Below are 19326 nucleotides of genomic sequence, written 5' to 3'. Positions count from 1 at the left end.
GCTCACCATATGGTGAGCTTTTTTTTATCTCATACTAACTAACTAATAAAATTAAGAGATAAAGAGTTTTATGTTCTAATTAATAAAATTAATGGTGAAAGGATAAGTAGCTGTTTCTCCTCTACTGGCTTTAATGGCATTTACAATAGGAAATATAATAGATACTATTCCTAAAATTAAAAAACCTAATAAGCCTAAACCGAATAATAAAATTAAAGGTATACATATAAGACAGTAAACTATTAAGCTTAACTGAAAGTTTACAATGTTTTTACCATGTGTATCCATTTGATACACTTTTTCTTTTTGTGTTAACCAAAGCACAAGCGGTAATAATAAACTACCAAAACCTGTAAATAAGGTTATTAACTGACTTAAATGTGTTATGACTAAAAGTTGATTATCTTCTCTCATGATGGCGATTTTTTTGATTGATACTTATTTGACGCATACAATCAAAAAATGTTACAGAGAAATAATATTTTTGTGAATAAAGTTAAAAACCACCTCTATTGCGGTTTCTATTGCCCATATTTTGTTTGTAATGCTCTTCAAACCATTCGGGTTGCTCTATGTCATTATCATACATATAATCAGCTATTTTTGCGATTATATCTTCTGGATAATACATTTTAGACATTACACCAAAACGTTTTACTGCACCATACATTTTTGCGTTTTTTTCAGTTGGGTTTTTAATCCACTCTTGTATATCGTTAATAAATTCTTCTTTTGAAGTATCCTTAAAAATATAACGTCTTTTAATAGCAATCATAGGCGGCCCTAATCTTAAATCTTCGCTTGTAGTGGCATCATGACACGAATAACAATATACTTTCATTAGTTTTTCACCTGGATGAACCGTATCCTTTTTTATATTTGTGTTTTGACTCTGTGTTGTGTAAGATTGGTTATTATTAGAATTTTTGCAACTGGTAAACATTAGTACTAGCAGAAAAACAGATAAGCATGTATTTTTCATTTTTTAACTTTTTAAAATTCTGGTTTTTTTAAGAATTGTGCATAACTAAAAACGGAACATCAATTTTAAAAGCAAATGTTTCAACGGAGTGTTTAGAAAACAAGCGAATTAAAAAAGGATGTTTTTTACTCAACATAGCAATCATTTTTATATCCTTTTCAATCACATAGTCATGGATGCTGGTGTAAATATCTTTTCCATTAGAAATAATTCTATCAAAAGTAACATCAATAAAATGTTCTTTAAAAAACTTAATATTTTCATTTAGTTTTTCTTTAAAATTATAGTCTTCTTCAACATGCAATATTTTTAATTTTGTGTTATATAATTTAACTAGATCTTTTAAAGGTTTTAAATCCTTAATAAAATAAGATGATCTAAAACTACTGGTAAAAGCAATAGTATCTAATTTTTTAAACGTGCAGCCTTCTGGAATAGCTAAAACTGGTACAATGCATCGCTGCATAACACGTACTGTATTGCTTCCAAAAATTACTTTATCTAAACCCGAAGCGCCTTTGGTACCCATAATAATTAAATCAACATCATGTTTCTGGCAGGTTTGATTAATGGCATCAACAAAATTATCGTAATCTACTATAGAATGAAATGTGTGGTTTTTGTTATTGGTTGTTTTTTCAATTTTAGAAATAATATTTGTAATAGATTTTTTTGCGGCACTTACTAAAGTAGTGTAAATAGTTGCAGATGATGAAACAGTCATCATATCATCAGAAATAAAAGAAGACGCTTTTTGTACATTTAAAATATAAAAATCACAGGCAATATGCTCGAATAATTTTATAGCGTAATTAATTGCATTAATAGAATTATTTGAAAAATCTGTGGGTAATAAAATAGTTTTCATTTCAACAGTTAAATAGATTCTAAAGTAAAAATAGTTTGATTAAAGAGTTAAAACTATGATAAATGTCAGCTAACGACTACTTTACAAATTAACTGGTGAAATAAAAAAATTAGTATAATAATTTTAAGCATTGTATTTTCGGCACAATAAATGTTAATTGATGCGTTATATAACCTAAAACAAAATTACATGCCACGTATACACCTATTATTAATTTGCCTTGTTACACTTAACTTAAGCGCTCAAAACAATACTATTGGTATTAATGAAAAACTTACCTACACAGCTTCATATAACATGTCTGGAATTTTAACAGATATAGCACAAGTTACTATGGAAACTAGTCCTGTTAAAACCTCTAAAGCTACATTATTAAGATTAAAATGTACGGCAACAACATACAGTAAATGGGATAATTTTTTCAAAATAAGAGATTTATACGAAAGCTATGTAAACCCAAAAACTTTAACTCCATATTTATATAATAGAGATATTAATGAAGGTACTTATTATAAAAATATGAAGTACACTTTTAGCCATAAAACAAAAACAGTTAAATCTGTTCAGAAAAAAAAGAAAAACCAAGTAGAAAACAAAAGTGTTTCAATAAGCTCTGGTACAAAAGATATCGTATCAACACTGTATTATATAAGATTGTTTGATTTTGCAAATATGTCTGTAGGTTCTAGTAAAACTCTTCCAATAATTTTCGATAGAAAAGAAGTAAGAGGAAAAATAACATATTTGGGTAAAGAAACAATATCTACTGCTATTGGAAGAAAAGAATGTTACAAATTAGCTATAGGCTCTAGTGAGTCTGATGTGCTTCAGGGTAAAAATAATCTTTTATGGATTACTGCCGATGAAAATAAGATTCCTGTTTATGGCAAGTTTAAAATACCTGTTGGTAATGGCGAATTAAAAATAAAATCTGCTTCAGGTTTAAAAAATTAAAATATTATCATGAAAAAATTATTTACTATTCTAGCGGTAATTGCATCAATATTTGCTGTTTTACTTTCTGTTTTACCTGTTTCAAATTTAGCCATTATTCCTGCTATACTTGCGTTAGTTTTTGGCCTTATAGCCTTTTATTTATCTAAAAAGGCTGGAGAAGTAAAAAAAATAATTCAATTTAGTTTTCTTCTAACAATTATTGCACTTGCACTAACTACTTACAAAGCTATTTTTACAGAAACTAAAGTAGCAGATACAGAAGTTTTAGAAGCTACAGAAATTAAACTTGAAGAAGAAGCCATTGAAGAATTAGAAGAATTAGATATTGATGACTCAGAACTTGAAGGCTTAGAAATTGAAGAATCTGATTTAGAAGATATTCCAATCGAATAGTAAGTATTTCCTTATAAATATATATATTTGCTTTTATTATTATTAATTAAGCTACTAGACTAAAATTTTCCTGCCCCAGAGAATGAGTTAATAGTAAGTTTTATGGGATTAAAACCTGTTTAATATACTTATGAAAGCATTTTGTATTCTCTCTCTCTTTGCATTAGTTGGCACTTGTGCCACTCCTAAATACACTGTAAAAATTGAAAATTTAAAAGATAGTATTCAACTATCTGACAGCACTTTAGTTGCAAAATATGTAAATACAATAACTACCGAAGAATTAAGAACGCATCTTTATAAGTTTTCCTCACAAGAGTTTCAAGGTAGAAAAGCTGGAGAAATTGGGCAAAAATTAGCCTCAGAGTTTATACAATCATATTATCAAAACCAAAATATTAGTGCTCCAATTGGTCTAGATAATTATTATCAAACTATACCATCAAACTTTTTACCAGATGATATTAATAGTTCTGAAAATGTTTTAGCATTCATTAAAGGAAGTGAAAAACCTGAAGAAGTTATTATTATTTCAGCTCACTTAGACCATTTAGGTATTACTGAAGATGGAAAAGTATATCGAGGTGCAGATGACGATGGATCTGGAACAGTGGCATTAATGGAAATGGCTCAAGCTTTTAACATAGCTAAAAATGAAGGAAACGGACCAAAAAGAAGTATTTTATTCCTTCATTTAACTGCAGAAGAAATAGGTAAACAAGGTTCTGCTTATTACATTAAGAAACCTGTATTTCCTTTAGAAAACACTGTTGCTAATTTAAACATTGATATGATTGGTCGTGTGGATGACAAACACAAAAACAATAAAAATTATATTTATTTAATTGGTTCAGATAGATTAAGTAAAGAGCTTCATTACCTCTCTGAAAAAGTAAATAACACCTATTTTAATATTAATATAGATTACAAATATAATGCTGAGGGAGAACGAAATGGTTACTTCACCAGATCAGACCACTACAATTTTGCACTTCAAGATATTCCAGTTATTTTTTATTTTAATGGAGAGCATGAAGATTACCATAAAATAAGCGATACACCAGACAAAATAGATTACCCGTTATTAGAAAAACGCACAAAACTTATTTTTACTACTGCCTGGGAAATTGCAAATAAAGAACACCGTTTGGTTTTAGATAGAGATAATGAATTGTTAAAATAAATTGAAAAACATATTCGTATAAATTCATTTTCGTAATATAGTGCCAATAATTAAAATTTATAAGTTTGAAAAATCTAGCAATTCTCCTCTGCGCTACATTGTTTATAACATCATGTAGCTCTTCTCAAAATAAGTCTAAAAAATCATCTGCTCCAGAAACTTATGCAAAAACTATCACAGCAAGTGAGCTTAAAGATATGCTTTACACCTATGCATCTGATGATTTTGAAGGCAGAAAAACTGGCGAACCCGGACAAAAAAAAGCAATTGAATTTATAAAAAATCATTACTTATCTGCAAATATTCCTTCTCCAATTACAGAAGGTGATTATTTTCAAGATATTCCAGCTTCTTATTTTAGTGATGGTATAAAAGACTCAGAAAATGTTCTAGCTTACATTAAAGGTTCTGAAAAGCCAGACGAAGTTATAGTCATTTCAGCTCATTTAGACCATATAGGAATTTCTAAAAATGGCGATATTAATAATGGTGCAGATGATGATGGCTCTGGTACTGTAGCTATTTTAGAAATTGCAGAAGCTTTTAAAGCTGCTGAGAAAAAGGGAAATGGCCCCAAACGTTCTATTCTTTTTTTACATGTAACTGGCGAAGAAATAGGTCTTTTTGGTTCTCGATATTATGCTAATGAAGATCCTGTTTTCCCTTTAGAAAATACTGTTGCTAATTTAAATATTGATATGATTGGTCGTGTAGACCCAAAGCACGAAGGCGGTGAAAACTACTTATATTTAATTGGGTCAGATAAATTAAGCAAAGAATTACATGACCTTTCTGAAGAGGTAAATAAAGAGTATTTTAATTTAGAATTTGATTATACTTACAATGATGATAACGACCCTAATCGTTTTTATTACCGTTCAGATCATTACAATTTTGCCAAAAATAATATACCGGTTATTTTCTACTTTAATGGTACACATGCCGATTACCACAGACCTAGCGACACACCAGACAAAATTAACTACGAATTTTTAGAAACGCGAACGCGTTTAATTTTTCACACCGCTTGGGAATTAGCGAATAGGGATGAAAGAATAAAGTTGGATTAGCTAATTATTACATAATAAAACATAACAAATCCTAAAACAATGCTCCTAAAATATTACAAAAACAAATTCTTCGTAATATTGGGGCTTTTTTTTATACTCCTATTTTTTAACTGCAACAATAAAAAAAAAGAACAATCTATTAAACTAGACCAAGTCATTTCTATACAAGAAGGAGAGCCAGACGAACCTACCAAGGAAATGATTAAAAAAGTTGAAGAAGCAGTTGCAAAAATTGATGTTCAAAACGTTCCATATATTCTTAACAGCAAAAAAGTAAATATTCTAGCCGCTAAACTTCAAAATTTAAACGGTTTAGATAGAGTAAATATCTTGTTTACTTATGGAATGGAACTACTTAATGCTGGTAAAACCGAAGAATCAATTGCTACGTTAAACGAAGTTTTATCGACTATTGAACAATCTAATATAAAAAACAAATCTCAAATATTGTTTGTTATAAAAAAGCAACTGGCTATTGCTTACATAAGAAAAGCTGAACTTGATAATTGCCTTAACAATCATAATAACGAATCTTGTATTATACCCATATCTCCAAAAGCACAACATAAGTTAAAAGAAGGCGCAGAAAAAGCTATTAATATTTTAAATGAATTATTAAAGAACAACCCAAACGACCTCGAGTGCCAATACTTATTAAACATCGCAAATATGACTTTAGGTACTTACCCGAAAAATGTACCTAGTGAATATAGAATACCAGAATCTTATTTTTCTAGTGCAACAAATTTTCCGAAGTTTTCAGATATTGCTATGGATTTAGGTGTAGCTGAAAATAAAAATGCTGGAGGCACTTGTGTTGATGACTTTAACGGAGATGGCTATTTAGATATTATAGCCTCATCATGGGGATTTCAAGACCAAATAAAGTATTTTGAAAATGACCAAAACGGAAGTTTTATAGATAAGACTATTGATGCAGGTTTAAAAGGTGTTACTGGTGGACTAAACTTAAGGCATGCTGATTATAACAACGATGGTTATCTAGATTTTATAATTTTAAGAGGTGCTTGGTTATCTAATAATGGTGGAATACCAAATTCACTAATGAAAAATAATGGTGATGGCACTTTTACTGATGTTACTATAGCTTCTGGTATATACTCTCTCAACCCTACACAAACAGCTGTTTGGTCCGATTTTAATCTTGATGGATGGGTTGACTTATTTATTGCCAACGAGTGGTCTGAAAATAAAAAAAGTGAATGTGAACTCTTTTTAAATCAAAGTAACGGCACATTTAAAAATATAACAAAAGAAGCCGGTATATCCGCAATAGGCTTTTTTAAAGGTGTTGCAAGTGGTGATTTAAATAATGATTTGTACCCAGATCTTTATCTTTCAAATTATTCAGGAGAAAACACCTTGTACATTAATACAACCAAAGAAAATGAAAGTCCGTCATTTAAGATAAAAACGGAACAAGCCAATGTAGGCATGCCTATTTACAGTTTTCCTACCTGGGTTTTTGATTATAATAATGATGGGTTTGAAGATATTTTTGTTTCAGGATATTCTACAGTTGAAAATTTACCTGCACAAATGATGATGCAAAATATAAAAACTAATAAACCAATAAATCACCCTTTACTATATAAAAATAATGGTGATGGTACATTTGAAGAAGTTTCGTTAAGCTCAAACTTAAATGAACCCATTGCTACAATGGGGTGCAATTTTGGTGATTTAGATAATGATGGGTTTTTAGATTTTTATCTTGCTACTGGCGATCCTGATTATTTCTCAATAGTACCAAACAGAATGTATCATAACATTAGTGGTAGTAAATTTGAGGATATTACTTATAGTGCTGGTTTTGGACATATTCAAAAAGGACATGCAATTGGTTTTGGTGATTTAGATTTAGATGGAGACCAAGATATATATGCTGTTATGGGTGGTGCCTTTGAGGGAGATACTTTTCAAAATTTACTTTTTGAAAATCCATTAGGAAATAAAAATAATTGGATAAATATAGTTTTACAGGGTAAAGAAAGCAATCGCTGTGCTATTGGAGCAAAACTTATTTTGACTATAGAAGAGCATGGTAAAATGCGTAGTATTTATTATTCGGTTGGTACAGATGCAAGCTTTGGTGGTAATAGTATGATGGCAGAAATAGGTTTGGGTAAGGCTACTTTGATTAAAAAATTAATTGTTAAATGGCCACATCATACTAAAAATGTTAGTGAGTTTACTGATATTGAAGTTAACAAAACCATTAAAATAGTAGAAGGAAATGCTATTGATGTGCTTAACCTAAAAACCTTGGTATTTAAAACTAAAAGTAATAATGAAATGCAACATCATAATCATCATTAAAAAAATCACTTTCGTATTTTAAATATTAATACTCGTGCATTATTATTAGCAATAACAATATGTTTTTCATTATGAATATCAATAAGTTTCATTTGTTTAGCGTTCATGTTATTGTAAAAGCTAACATCTCGGTAAGGCTTCATATCTCCTTTTGAGTTTCCTAATAAAATATAACCCGTATTAGAATCATATCTTACTGTTTCAACTTCGGCTTCATGTATTGCCCCTGAGCCTATTACATCTAAATGCCCATCATGATTAACATCAGTAAATACAAACGCCATAGTTGGACCTAATTGCGCTACACTAGGTAAATGATGTATTTCAAAAACTCCATTACCTTTATTTTCAATATAAACCGATTCAAACTCATAAACCGCTTTATGAAAAGAATTTGTAAGCATATCATCGCCATAAATATCTGCCAAACTTGAATTTGCAAACTCTTTATAAGATTTAATTTTTTTACTTACAAATGGGTTTTGGCTAGTAGAACATTCTTTTCCTCTCACTGGAACTAAAGTACCATTATAGAGTTTACTTAAAATCATATCGTAATTTCCATCGTCATCAAAATTGTTACCATAAACATGCAGTGGTTTTTTTATAGAAGGATGAAATTTATTATTCCCGCCAAGGTTACCCACAAAATAATCCATATCACCATCGTTATCAAAATCTATTTCAGATATAGTATTCCACCAACCTTCTGTATATTCAAAAGAAGAAATATTAGCTTTTTGAAGTATTCCCTCATTATTATTGAAAATAGTTATAGGTAACCATTCGCCAACTACAATTAAATCTTTATCGTTATCGCCATCATAATCTGAAAAAATTAGATCGTTAACAATACCTATTTCAAAAAATTCTGGAGCAACTACCTTAGTGACATCAACAAAATTTCCATTATTATTTTTTAAAATATATGATCTTGGGGTAAGTGGGTATTTTCCTGGCACGACTCTACCACCTACAAAAATATCTAAATCACCATCATTATCATAATCAAAAGACACCACAACCTTTGTGCTACTTAACATTTTGGGCAATGCTTTAGATTTTATATAACTACCTTCTCCATTATTTAAATACAATCTATCTTGTAATAATTTATCATTTTCATTTAACTCATAACCCCCACTTGTTACATATAAATCTAGATCGCCATCACCGTCTGAATCAAAAAAATGAGCTCCATTATCTTCAAATATTTTATCGCTTTCAAATGAAGGTTGATTCGTTTTATTGAATGTTCCGCTAGTGGTTTGTATATAAAGTTCTGATGGTTGATTTAAAGCCCCACCTATAAATAAATCTTCTAACCCATCATTGTTTACATCAGCAACATCCATGGCTGGTCCTTGGTGAGACTGTTTTTGTGGTAAGAGTACTTGTCGAGAAAAATCATTAAAACTATTTTCAAAATGTTTAAAATCAACATTTAGCTTTTTAGTATCAACTTTAGCAAAAAAGATTGGATTTTTTTGTTTTGTCTCTGAATATGAAGTGGACTTTGATTGCTTAATAGTTATGTTTTGGTTTGCCTTTATATTGCTTTCAAGAGTCACTTTACCATCTCCCCAAACAACTTCAATTCTGTTTATTTTATCCTCTTTACCTATACCAAAATTAAGTATTGGAGATATAGAAGATTGATACCCACGTGCTACAAACATTTCTTGATATTGATGAGTGCTATCGGTAAATAGTTTTACTTTGGCTCCAATACCAAAATGGTTTTTTTTATCACCTTCTAGTTTTATGTTAATGAAATTATTTGTTGAGTTATTTCTGTATATACTGGCTTCATCTTCTAAATTATTTAAGATTAAATCTAGGTCTCCATCATTATCCAAATCACTATAAGCTATTCCATTAGTATTTAGCGGTTTTTCAAAGCCCCATTCTTTAATTACTTTAGTAAAAGATAAATTACCTGTATTTTTAAAAGCATAATTGGGTAATTTTTCAGATGGAATTACATCTAAAAGTTGATTAATTGACATAGTATTAATTGAGTCTTGCTCCGAATCAAGAAAACGGCCAAAATCTTGATTTGCAATTTCTCTTTTTATACCGTTAGACACAAAAACATCCTTATATCCATCGTTGTCAAAATCGGCAATAAGTGGTGCCCAACTCCAATCTGTTTTTGATATTCCTGCAAACTGTGCTATATCACTAAATGAACCATTACCATTATTTAAATTTAGAATATTAGACATATAAGAATAATTAAACCCATAGTTAACCATATTCCAAAAACCCGAAGTATCCATACTAGGCATATTTTGTTTACCCCGGCTATGGTCTTCGGCAGACATATCTAAAACTAATAAATCTGGTAAAAAATCGTTGTTAACATCTGCATAATCAGATCCCATACTACTAAATGATGTATGTTTAACTCTTGCATTAATTTGATTTGTAAACGTGCCATTTTTATTGTTTATGTATAACATATCTGGCGTTATAAAATCATTAGCAACATAAACATCCAACCATCCATCGTTGTTATAATCACCTATTGAGGCGCTCAAGCTAAATTCTTTATTCACCATCTGGCTGTCTATAGTTACATCTGTAAATTTATTACCATCATTTCTATAAAGATGATCGGAAGTCTGAGGAATAAGATTTTTATCTGTTACAATGTTTACAAGATGATCAGAATTTATAAAATCATTTCGATGGTTTATAAGAAACATATCTAAATCGCCATCTTTGTCATAATCAAAAAAATAAGACTGTATGGAAAATCCATCATCATCTATACCCCATTTTTGTGCTTCTTCTTTAAACGTTCCATCTTTTTGGTTAACAAATAATTTGTTTTTTCGAATTTGGTTATTATTTAATGAAGCCGATTTACATACATAAATATCTAGCCAACCATCATTATTTATATCTATCATGTTTACACCAGTACTCCAGCCTTCTAAATCGTTTACCATTGCTTTATTAGTAATATCTTCAAATTTAAAGTTGCCTTTGTTTAAGTATAATTTATTTGATTGTTGATTGGAAGTAAAATAAATATCGTCTAATCCGTCATTATTTATATCTCCAACAGCTACACCACCTCCGTTATAAGCATAATAGTATATTAAAACATTAAAATCTTTAGTTTCAGTTATAGCGTTTTTAAAACGAATGTTTGTTTGGTTATTAGAAAGTAATGTAAACATAGTACCTGCATTAGTGGTTTTAACCTTTACATTATCCTTTGTACATGAAAAACAAATAATAAGCAATAAGAATGTAACTACTTTTAGTATTTGCATAATGGTATAAGCCACAAATGGCCAGTTTTAGTTTAGTTGATTGATTCTCAAATGTAAAAAAAATGAACTAGCTAGCAAAAGAATTAAACCTATGGTTTAATAACCTTAGAATTATCAAGAAGAAAACAAAAAAAGCCTTTCAATTTCTTGAAAGGCTTTTACTTTTGGGTGGATGATGGGATTCGAACCCACGACCCTTGGTACCACAAACCAATGCTCTAACCAACTGAGCTACAACCACCGTGTAACTGCATTTTGTAATGCGTGTGCAAATGTAATTGTTTTCAATCTTTTCTACAAAGACTTTTTTAATATTTATTTCATATTTTAAAAAAAATAATCAACTATAAGCATAACTACTTTAAATCAAATAAACTATCTACAGCCACATAGCGCTCAACATTAAACCCTTCTGCATGCTCTACGCCTATTAGTCTTCCTAAATCTCGAGCTCTATATATTATACTATCTGTAAAATTTTTACTAGAAATAGGAGTTTCAGGTTCTTTACTATTGGCATCGTAAAACTGTGTTTTATAAGCCAATACAGATTCCATTTTTTTATCAATAAACCCTGAAATATCAACTACAAAATCTGGTTCTAAATGTTTCCATTGTATAAAATGATACACTAATTTTGGTCGCCATGGTTTTTGCAATTCACTCGATTCATCTTGAGTTTCAATTTTTACTAAACCACTTAAAAAACAGGCATCACTTACCAGTTTACTTCCTTTACCATGGTCAATATGTCTATCATCAAAAGCGTTACAAATTACAATCTCTGGTTGGTATTTACGTATCTTTTTAATAACCTCTATTTGATGTTGCTTATCATTAACAAAAAAAACATCAGCAAAACCTAAGTTTTCTCTAACCGTAACACCCAGTATTTTGGCAGATGCTGATGCTTCTTCATGTCTGGTTTCAGCAGTACCTCTTGTTCCAAGTTCTCCTTTGGTTAAATCTATAATCCCAATTTTTTTTCCGTTGGCAACCTCTTTTGCTACAGTGCCACCACATCCTAATTCAACATCATCTGGATGAGCGCCAAAAGCAAGAATATCTAATTTCATTTATTATAATTTAATTCATTTACAGTAATTGATACTATTTTTAAAATCCTTTATTTTTTATTCATTAAAACTTAAATTTTAGTCCTAACTAGAATTAATTGTTATTAAAAAATCATTAATTCTCTACTTTTTAATGCAAATTTTACAACCTTAAGACTTAAATTTATAAAATAAATTATGAATAATTAAAAATACATCATCACTATCACGTTTTCGTTTTTCTTATTAATATTTTATAATACCATTTTTTTATAATTATTGAAAAATAACGTACTTACAAAAAGTATGACATTCGTCATAAATAATAGTGATAATGCCCAGTAATTTTACATCATAATTAGTAAGCTAAACCAATAAAGTGTTAAAACTAATAAACTATTATAACATATGATCTATTTAATGCTCTTCATTTTAATTATAACTATTGGTCTCTTTGTATGGGGGAAATTTACTCCAGACATTGTTGCACTAATTTCTATGTTGAGTTTATATTTAACAGGTATTTTAGATACTACAGAAACCTTAAGCGGTTTTAGTAATCCTACTGTTATTATGATTGCTGCTCTTTTTATAATTGGAGAAGGCATTGCACAAACAGGTTGGACAGCATTAGCTGGTAAGAAATTTGTTGAATGGGCAGGAAAAAGTGTTCCTAAACTATTAGTTATAGTTACATTAGGTGCAGGTGTTTTATCTGGTTTTGTAAGTAATACTGGTACAGTAGCTACTTTAACGCCACTAACCATATCTTCTGCTTGGAGCATTGGTACACTACCTTCTAAAATGCTTATGCCAGTAGCCTTTGGTTCTAACACGGGTGGTCTATTGACTTTAACAGGAACACCACCAAACATTATTGCAAGTAATGCCTTAGTTGATGCTGGATTTGAAGGCTTTTCATTCTTTGAATTTGGATTAATTGGTTTACCTCTATTAATTATTGCACTTTTATATTTTAGATATATTGGTTATAGACTTTTACCAAAAAACAAAACAAACAATAAACCTGTAAATATTGAATCTACATTTCATAACTGGATTGCTGCTTATAAAATAGATGATGACTACTATAGATTACGTGTACGTTCTTTGTCTCCTTTAATTAATACCAAAATTGAAGATTGGCAATTCGAAAAAAATTATAATGTATCGATTATTCGTATTAAAAGAAGACACCCTAATGTATTAAAAGGAATACCAGCTTTTGAGGAATTTCCAAACCCAACTACAGAATTACTTTATCATGATATTATTACCGTAAAAGGTGATACTGAGGCGATTAACAAATTAATGATTACCTTTAGATTGGGACTTTTACCTCTAGAACCTATTACAGATGAGCTTAAACACAACTTAATAAACCAAGAGGTAGGAATGACCGAAATAATTGTAAACCCAAATTCAATTTTAGTGGGTAGAAAATATAAAATAGGTGATTATTTTAAACGATTTGGAATTCAGCTTTTAGCTGCCTCAAGAAACAATAAGCCAATTCAGGAAAAAGAAATAATTGTAAAAGCAGGAGATGCCTTTTTAATTAGAGGTACTTGGGAACATATTGATGATTTAAAAAAACAACATGAAAACTTAGTTATAATAGGTAGTCCAGAAGGGATGGCAAAAAATGTTGAAGCATTAAATAGTAAATCTTACATTGCTCTGGGAGCTTTAGTTCTCATGATTATTTTTATGGTATTTAAAATTGTACCAGGCTCTATTGCAGCACTAATTTCTGCTGGCATAGTTTTGTTAACGGGTTGTGTGCCTATATCTAAAGCCTATAAAGGTATTAGCTGGACAAGTGTAGTTATGATTGCAGCTATGATTCCAATGGGTATTGCATTACAAAAAACAGGTACCGCACAAGTTATTGCTAATGGTTTAGTGAATTATTTAGGCTCTATACATCCAATCCTTTTATTAGGTGGTGTGTTTTTATTAACAACAACATTTAGTCAGGTAATAAATAACTCAGCAACTGCAGTATTAATGGCTCCAATAGCTATACTTGCCGCAAATTCTTTAAACCTTTCACCTGCACCGTTTATGATTGTAGTTGCCATAAGCGCATCAACAGCATTTTTAACCCCAATAGGAACAACAACAAATGCTATGGTAATGACACCTGGTGGATATAAATTCATGGATTACTTAAAAGTAGGCGCTCCTCTACTCTTACTATTTTTCATCATAACTCTAATACTAGTGCCAATAATATGGCCATTTTAAAATAAATTATAATAGGAACCTTAAAATTGAATAACATGGAAACAACAGGAACAGTTCAAAATGACAAAACCTTAGAAAGGTATGGACTAAAAGACGTTACGGTTAACTGGAATTTATCACCTGAAGAACTTCAGAAAATTACAGTAGAAAAAGGAATGGGGAAAGAAACTGCAAATGGTACACTTGCTATTAATACTGGTAAGTTTACAGGTCGTTCACCTCAAGACCGTTTTCTTGTAAAAGATGATTATACTACAGATAAAATTTGGTGGGGAAAAACTAATAAGGCTATATCTCCTGAGAATTTTGATCGATTAAAAAATGAAATCCTTAAATATCTTTCTGGAAAAGAAATTTATGCAAGAGATGGCTACGTTTGTGCAGATCCAGAATACAGAACAAATATTAGAACAGTAACCGAATTACCTTGGTCTAACATGTTTGTATATAATATGTTTTTAAGACCTAGCGAAAAGGAGTTAGAAAACTTTAAAGAAGACTGGTTAATCCTTTGTGCACCAGGATATGAGTGTCCAGACCCAAAAGGTTTTGGTATTCGTCAGGGTAATTTTTCAATCTTAAATTTTACTCAAAAAATAGCTTTAGTAGGAGGATCTGCTTATACAGGTGAAATGAAAAAGGGTATTTTCTCTGCTTTAAACTTAATTTTACCAGTAGAAAGAAATGTGTTACCAATGCACTGTTCTGCTAACGTTGGTAAATATGGAGATACTGCTATTTTCTTTGGATTATCTGGTACAGGAAAAACAACATTATCTGCAGACCCTGATAGAAAATTAATTGGTGATGATGAGCATGGTTGGACACCAGATAACACGATTTTTAACTTTGAAGGCGGATGTTATGCAAAAGTAATAGATCTTACAGAAGAAAAAGAACCAGAAATCTATAGAGCTATTAAACCAGGAGCTATACTAGAAAACATAGTTTTTAAAGATAATGGTGAGCCAGATTTTATGGATAGCAGTATTACACAAAACACTCGTGTAAGTTACCCAATTCATCATATAGATAATATTCAGGAAACACTTTTCGCAGATAATCCTAAGAACATATTTTTCTTAACTTGTGATGCTTTTGGTGTATTACCTCCAGTATCTAAATTAACTCCTGGTCAGGCAGCTTACCACTTTATATCTGGTTATACTGCTAAAGTTGCAGGAACCGAAGCTGGAATTACAGAACCAGTACCATCATTCTCTGCTTGTTTTGGAGAACCTTTTATGCCATTACACCCAACAGTTTATGGTGAAATGTTAAGTAAAAAAATGACTGAAGCAGGTGTAAATGTATGGTTAATTAATACAGGTTGGAGTGCTGGACCTTACGGAGTAGGATCTCGTATTAAATTGAAATACACAAGAGCAATGATTACTGCAATCCTTAATGGAGAATTAGATAATGTTGATTACGAACAAAACTTCATTTTTGGATTATTCATGCCAAAATACTGTCCAGGTGTACCATCAGAGATGTTAGACCCTATGAACACTTGGTTACAAAAAGGAGCATATGTGGGTAAAGCTATTCAACTAGCTCACTCATTCCACTTAAACTTCGAGAAATTTGCAGCTCAGGCATCTGATCAAATTATTGAAGGTGGACCACTAATTGATGAACACCATCACTTACACGAACACTTTTAATAGGTTCTTATTGACCGTAAAAGGAGCCCATTTTGGGCTCCTTTTATATTTAAAAAAAACAAAAAGACTCAAAGCTCTGAAAATATGATATTTAGAGTTTAAATTACTGATCTTATATAAAGAACATGAAATCCCGATTATTATCATTCTTACTGCTTATTACCATATCTTATAATTATGCACAAACAAACCCTGAAAATGAATTAGGAGCTTGGTATACTTTTTCTGGTAATCATAAACTATCTGAAAAATCAAGCGTAAGTACGTTAGCTCAATTTTGGTTATATGAAGAAACTGAAAACTTTAATTTTGGGTTATACAACTTAGGTTTAAACTATAAATTATCTCCAAAATTTACCACTACATTTGCACTTGGATATGCAGATATAGATGGTGGTTTTAATACAAACAAGCCACATACTTATGAAAAACGAATTTCTGAACAAATTGGGTTTAAACATAAAATTGTAAAATTACCCATAGATCATCGTTTTAGAGCAGAACAAAGATTTTTGCATAAAGCAAATAATAATAAAACACAACACCGTTTGCGCTATCGGTTTGGTACTAAAATATCTCTAAACAAAACTCTTTTTATTAGATTACACAATGAAGTTGTTTCGATCTTACAAAGAGATATTAACACAGAAAACAGGTTTTATTCTGCACTAGGAATAAATGTTTCTAAAAATTCAAATTTGCAATTAGGCTATTTAAACAGAAAAATAAATGGTTTGAATTTACACAGATTACAGGTTGGTTTATATATAAAAACAGATCATACTAAGAAATAAATTCCCTATTTATAGGTCCAAGCTACAATTCTTGATGCTTTATTACCTTGCCCCATATTAATAGTTTTAGTATGGGTTGCTCCTAATTTTTTTAATGAATTATACATTCCTTTGACTAAGTCTTTTTTTGAAACTAAACTAGTAAACCAAACACACTGATTTTTAAATAAAGAACTTTCATATAAGTAATTATGTAAAAAAGCTTTTTCACCTCCTTTATACCACAATTCATTTTGTGTGCCCGAAAAATTTCTAACTGTGTCACCTTCTGTTTTATTTAAACCTTTAAGTTTTTTAATTGTAGCTTCTAAAGCATCTGCTTCAGATTTGTAAAAAGGCGGATTACAAATAGATACCGAAAAGTTATCGTTTTTATTTAAAATACCATTTAATATTTTAGAAGCATCTTTTTGATATCTTAATTTTACATGCTCACTCAAATCATTTTTATTAATGATATTTTGAGCATATTGTAATGAATTCTCATCAATATCTGTGACAATAAAATCCCATTTATATTCAGCATAGCCTAAAATAGGATAAATGCAACTTGCTCCAGTTCCAATATCTAAAACTCTTATGTTTTTATTGATTCCAGAACTTTTTAATAAATCAGCTATATGATGAATATAATCTACACGCCCAGGAATTGGCGGACATAAATTCGTATCTGGAAATTCCCAAAAATCAATATTATAATGCTTAAATAATAAAGCTGTATTTAATGATTTTACAGCTTTAGGGTTTGCAAAATCTATAGTTTTATTATCATATTTATTTATAAATACAAAAGGCAATAAATCTGGATACGCTTTACATAAAGCATCTAAATCGTAACCTGATTTATGCTTATTTTTTGGATGAAAATTACTCATTTGTTAATTCTACTTCATTTAATATTTTCAAAACTCATTAAACCTCTACCCTTTTCCAATTACCTTTTTTAAACAAAATAATTGCAATTATAGCAATTAAAATTTCGGCTATCGTAATAGCCCAAAATACGCCTACAGGACCAAAACCTAAAGTTATGGCCATAAAATATGCAAATGGTAATTGTAACAACCAGAAACACACAAAGTTTATGTAGGTTGGGGTTTTAGTATCTCCTGCTCCATTAAACGCATTTATAACTACCATACCATAACCATAAAAAAGATATCCTGCTGCAATAACCCGTAAACACAAACTACCATATTTTACAACATCTGGTGCATCATTAAACAAAATGATAATTTGTGGTGCAAATACAAGGTATATTATTGAAACTAACCCCATAAAAATAGCACTGTACTTTCCAGTTTTCCAAACAGATTTTTCCGCTCGACCTGGCTTTTGTGCACCTAAATTCTGTCCTACTAAAGTTGCAGCTGCATTACTCATACCCCACGCTGGCATTAAGGTAAACATCATAACACGAATAGCAATGGTGTAACCTGCTAAAACTTCGCTACCAAACTCACTCATAATTCGCATTAAAAACACCCAAGAAGATGTTCCTATTAAAAACTGCCCAATTCCACCTAAAGATACTTTTATTAAATTGAGCATCACTCCTATTTGTAATACCAAATCTTTAGTAGCAATTTTTATCTTACTATATCCAAAAAATAAAATACCTAATTGAAATAAAACTGCAGTTCCTCTACCAATTGTTGTTGCAATAGCTGCGCCTTCTACTCCAAATGCTGGAATAGGACCAAAACCAAAGATGAACATTGGGTCTAAAATAATATTAAGCCCATTTGATAAAACAAGCGTCCACATTGCAACGGATGCATCTCCTGCTCCTCTAAAAACAGCATTAATTAAAAACAACAACATGATAGTTACATTTCCTCCTAAAAGTACTTTTGTATAGCCGTAACCTTCAGCAATTAAATCGGGTTCACCACCCATAAGTCCCAAAATTTCTTTGGGGTATATAATTCCAATTACACTAATAATTGCAGCTACAAAAACGCCAAGAAAAATAACTTGAACAGCTGCGTTAGATGCGCCTTTAAAGTCTTTCTCACCAACGCGTCTAGCCACAATAGCTGTAGCAGCCATACTAAGTCCAATAGCAACAGCATATACTAAAGTTATTACAGATTCGGTTAAACCAATTGTTGCTACTGCGTTTACACTAACTTGAGATACATACATAATATCTACTATAGCAAAAATGGATTCCATGAGCATTTCTAGAATCATGGGAATGGAAAGCATAAAAACTGCCTTACGTATACTTCCAGAGGTAAACTCCTGCTCCTTGCCTGTTATGGCAATTTTAAAATATTGAATGAATTGTTTTAAGGAAATTTTATTTGATTGCATTTTGAAATGATTAAAAGTAGAACCTTACCAAATGTGTAAAACATTTAGCTTTTGTTTTGCCCAAAAGATTATTGAGGCTAAACGGAAGTCAAATTAAACAATCATAAGTAACAAAGATTGGAAAAAATATTTAAAACTACAAAATAGATTTCTAGGGAGTT

At 30.4% G+C, this 19326-nt stretch carries 15 protein-coding genes and 1 tRNA gene; 8 read left to right on the top strand and 8 right to left on the bottom strand.

Annotation, left to right across the window (positions count from 1 at the left end; translation table 11 throughout):
- Positions 1-75: 75 nt before the first annotated feature.
- The 3 genes from MBM09_RS07130 to MBM09_RS07120 form a co-directional block, all read right to left on the bottom strand.
- Entirely contained in the window at positions 76-414 is a 339-nt protein-coding gene (locus MBM09_RS07130) for a DUF4870 domain-containing protein (protein WP_238676160.1), read from the bottom strand.
- An 82-nt stretch (positions 415-496) separates the two neighbouring features.
- Positions 497-982, bottom strand: coding sequence for a hypothetical protein (locus MBM09_RS07125; protein WP_238676159.1), 486 nt, complete (start codon positions 980-982; stop codon positions 497-499).
- Positions 983-1010: 28 nt separating this feature from the next.
- Positions 1011-1850, bottom strand: a complete 840-nt coding sequence (locus tag MBM09_RS07120) for a universal stress protein (protein WP_238676158.1) — start codon at positions 1848-1850, stop codon at positions 1011-1013.
- A 189-nt stretch (positions 1851-2039) separates the two neighbouring features.
- On the opposite strand from MBM09_RS07120, the gene MBM09_RS07115 reads away from it, so the two are divergent.
- From MBM09_RS07115 to MBM09_RS07095, 5 genes are all read left to right on the top strand, one after another.
- Positions 2040-2804, top strand: coding sequence for a DUF3108 domain-containing protein (locus MBM09_RS07115; RefSeq protein ID WP_238676157.1), 765 nt, complete (start codon positions 2040-2042; stop codon positions 2802-2804).
- A 9-nt stretch (positions 2805-2813) separates the two neighbouring features.
- A complete protein-coding gene (locus MBM09_RS07110; RefSeq protein WP_238676156.1) occupies positions 2814-3200 on the top strand; it encodes an FUSC family protein in 387 nt (128 codons plus the stop codon).
- Between the two features lie 130 nt (positions 3201-3330).
- On the top strand, positions 3331-4383 hold the full coding sequence (locus MBM09_RS07105) for a M28 family peptidase (protein WP_238676155.1): 1053 nt from the start codon (positions 3331-3333) through the stop codon (positions 4381-4383).
- Positions 4384-4448: 65 nt separating this feature from the next.
- Positions 4449-5453: a M28 family metallopeptidase gene (locus tag MBM09_RS07100; RefSeq protein WP_238676154.1), complete on the top strand. Its 1005-nt coding sequence runs from the start codon at positions 4449-4451 to the stop codon at positions 5451-5453.
- 78 nt (positions 5454-5531) lie between these two features.
- Positions 5532-7793, top strand: a complete 2262-nt coding sequence (locus tag MBM09_RS07095) for a CRTAC1 family protein (RefSeq protein ID WP_238676153.1) — start codon at positions 5532-5534, stop codon at positions 7791-7793.
- Between the two features lie 5 nt (positions 7794-7798).
- Here MBM09_RS07095 and MBM09_RS07090 read toward each other — a convergent pair whose 3' ends face one another.
- The 3 genes from MBM09_RS07090 to bshB1 all read right to left on the bottom strand — a co-directional run bounded on the left by MBM09_RS07090 (position 7799) and on the right by bshB1 (position 12156).
- Positions 7799-11095, bottom strand: a complete 3297-nt coding sequence (locus MBM09_RS07090) for a VCBS repeat-containing protein (protein ID WP_238676152.1) — start codon at positions 11093-11095, stop codon at positions 7799-7801.
- Positions 11096-11247: 152 nt separating this feature from the next.
- Positions 11248-11321: transfer RNA gene (locus MBM09_RS07085), tRNA-His, on the bottom strand.
- A 115-nt stretch (positions 11322-11436) separates the two neighbouring features.
- Positions 11437-12156: a bacillithiol biosynthesis deacetylase BshB1 gene (gene bshB1, locus MBM09_RS07080; RefSeq protein WP_238676151.1), complete on the bottom strand. Its 720-nt coding sequence runs from the start codon at positions 12154-12156 to the stop codon at positions 11437-11439.
- Between the two features lie 399 nt (positions 12157-12555).
- Here bshB1 and MBM09_RS07075 point away from each other — a divergent pair, with 399 nt between their 5' ends.
- The 3 genes from MBM09_RS07075 (at position 12556) to MBM09_RS07065 (ending at position 16846) form a co-directional block, all read left to right on the top strand.
- The gene (locus tag MBM09_RS07075; protein ID WP_238676150.1) at positions 12556-14385 is read left to right on the top strand and encodes an SLC13 family permease; all 1830 of its coding nucleotides are present in this window, start codon (positions 12556-12558) and stop codon (positions 14383-14385) included.
- A 35-nt stretch (positions 14386-14420) separates the two neighbouring features.
- Positions 14421-16052 (top strand): phosphoenolpyruvate carboxykinase (ATP), encoded by a 1632-nt coding sequence (pckA, locus tag MBM09_RS07070; protein WP_238676149.1) that lies wholly within the window; start codon positions 14421-14423, stop codon positions 16050-16052.
- A 125-nt stretch (positions 16053-16177) separates the two neighbouring features.
- Positions 16178-16846 (top strand): DUF2490 domain-containing protein, encoded by a 669-nt coding sequence (locus MBM09_RS07065; protein WP_238676148.1) that lies wholly within the window; start codon positions 16178-16180, stop codon positions 16844-16846.
- A gap of 5 nt (positions 16847-16851) precedes the next feature.
- Here the strand turns inward: MBM09_RS07065 and rlmF are convergent, their stop codons facing one another.
- Together rlmF and MBM09_RS07055 are read right to left on the bottom strand one after the other, a co-directional pair.
- The gene (gene rlmF, locus MBM09_RS07060; RefSeq protein WP_238676147.1) at positions 16852-17721 is read right to left on the bottom strand and encodes a 23S rRNA (adenine(1618)-N(6))-methyltransferase RlmF; all 870 of its coding nucleotides are present in this window, start codon (positions 17719-17721) and stop codon (positions 16852-16854) included.
- A gap of 37 nt (positions 17722-17758) precedes the next feature.
- Entirely contained in the window at positions 17759-19165 is a 1407-nt protein-coding gene (locus MBM09_RS07055; protein ID WP_238676146.1) for an MATE family efflux transporter, read from the bottom strand.
- Positions 19166-19326 lie beyond the last annotated feature (161 nt).

The sequence above is a fragment of the Flaviramulus sp. BrNp1-15 genome, assembly GCF_022259695.1.
Lineage (GTDB): Bacteria > Bacteroidota > Bacteroidia > Flavobacteriales > Flavobacteriaceae > BrNp1-15.
The sequence above is the reverse complement of the archived record's forward strand: the minus strand, read 5'-3'. Positions and strand labels throughout refer to the sequence as shown.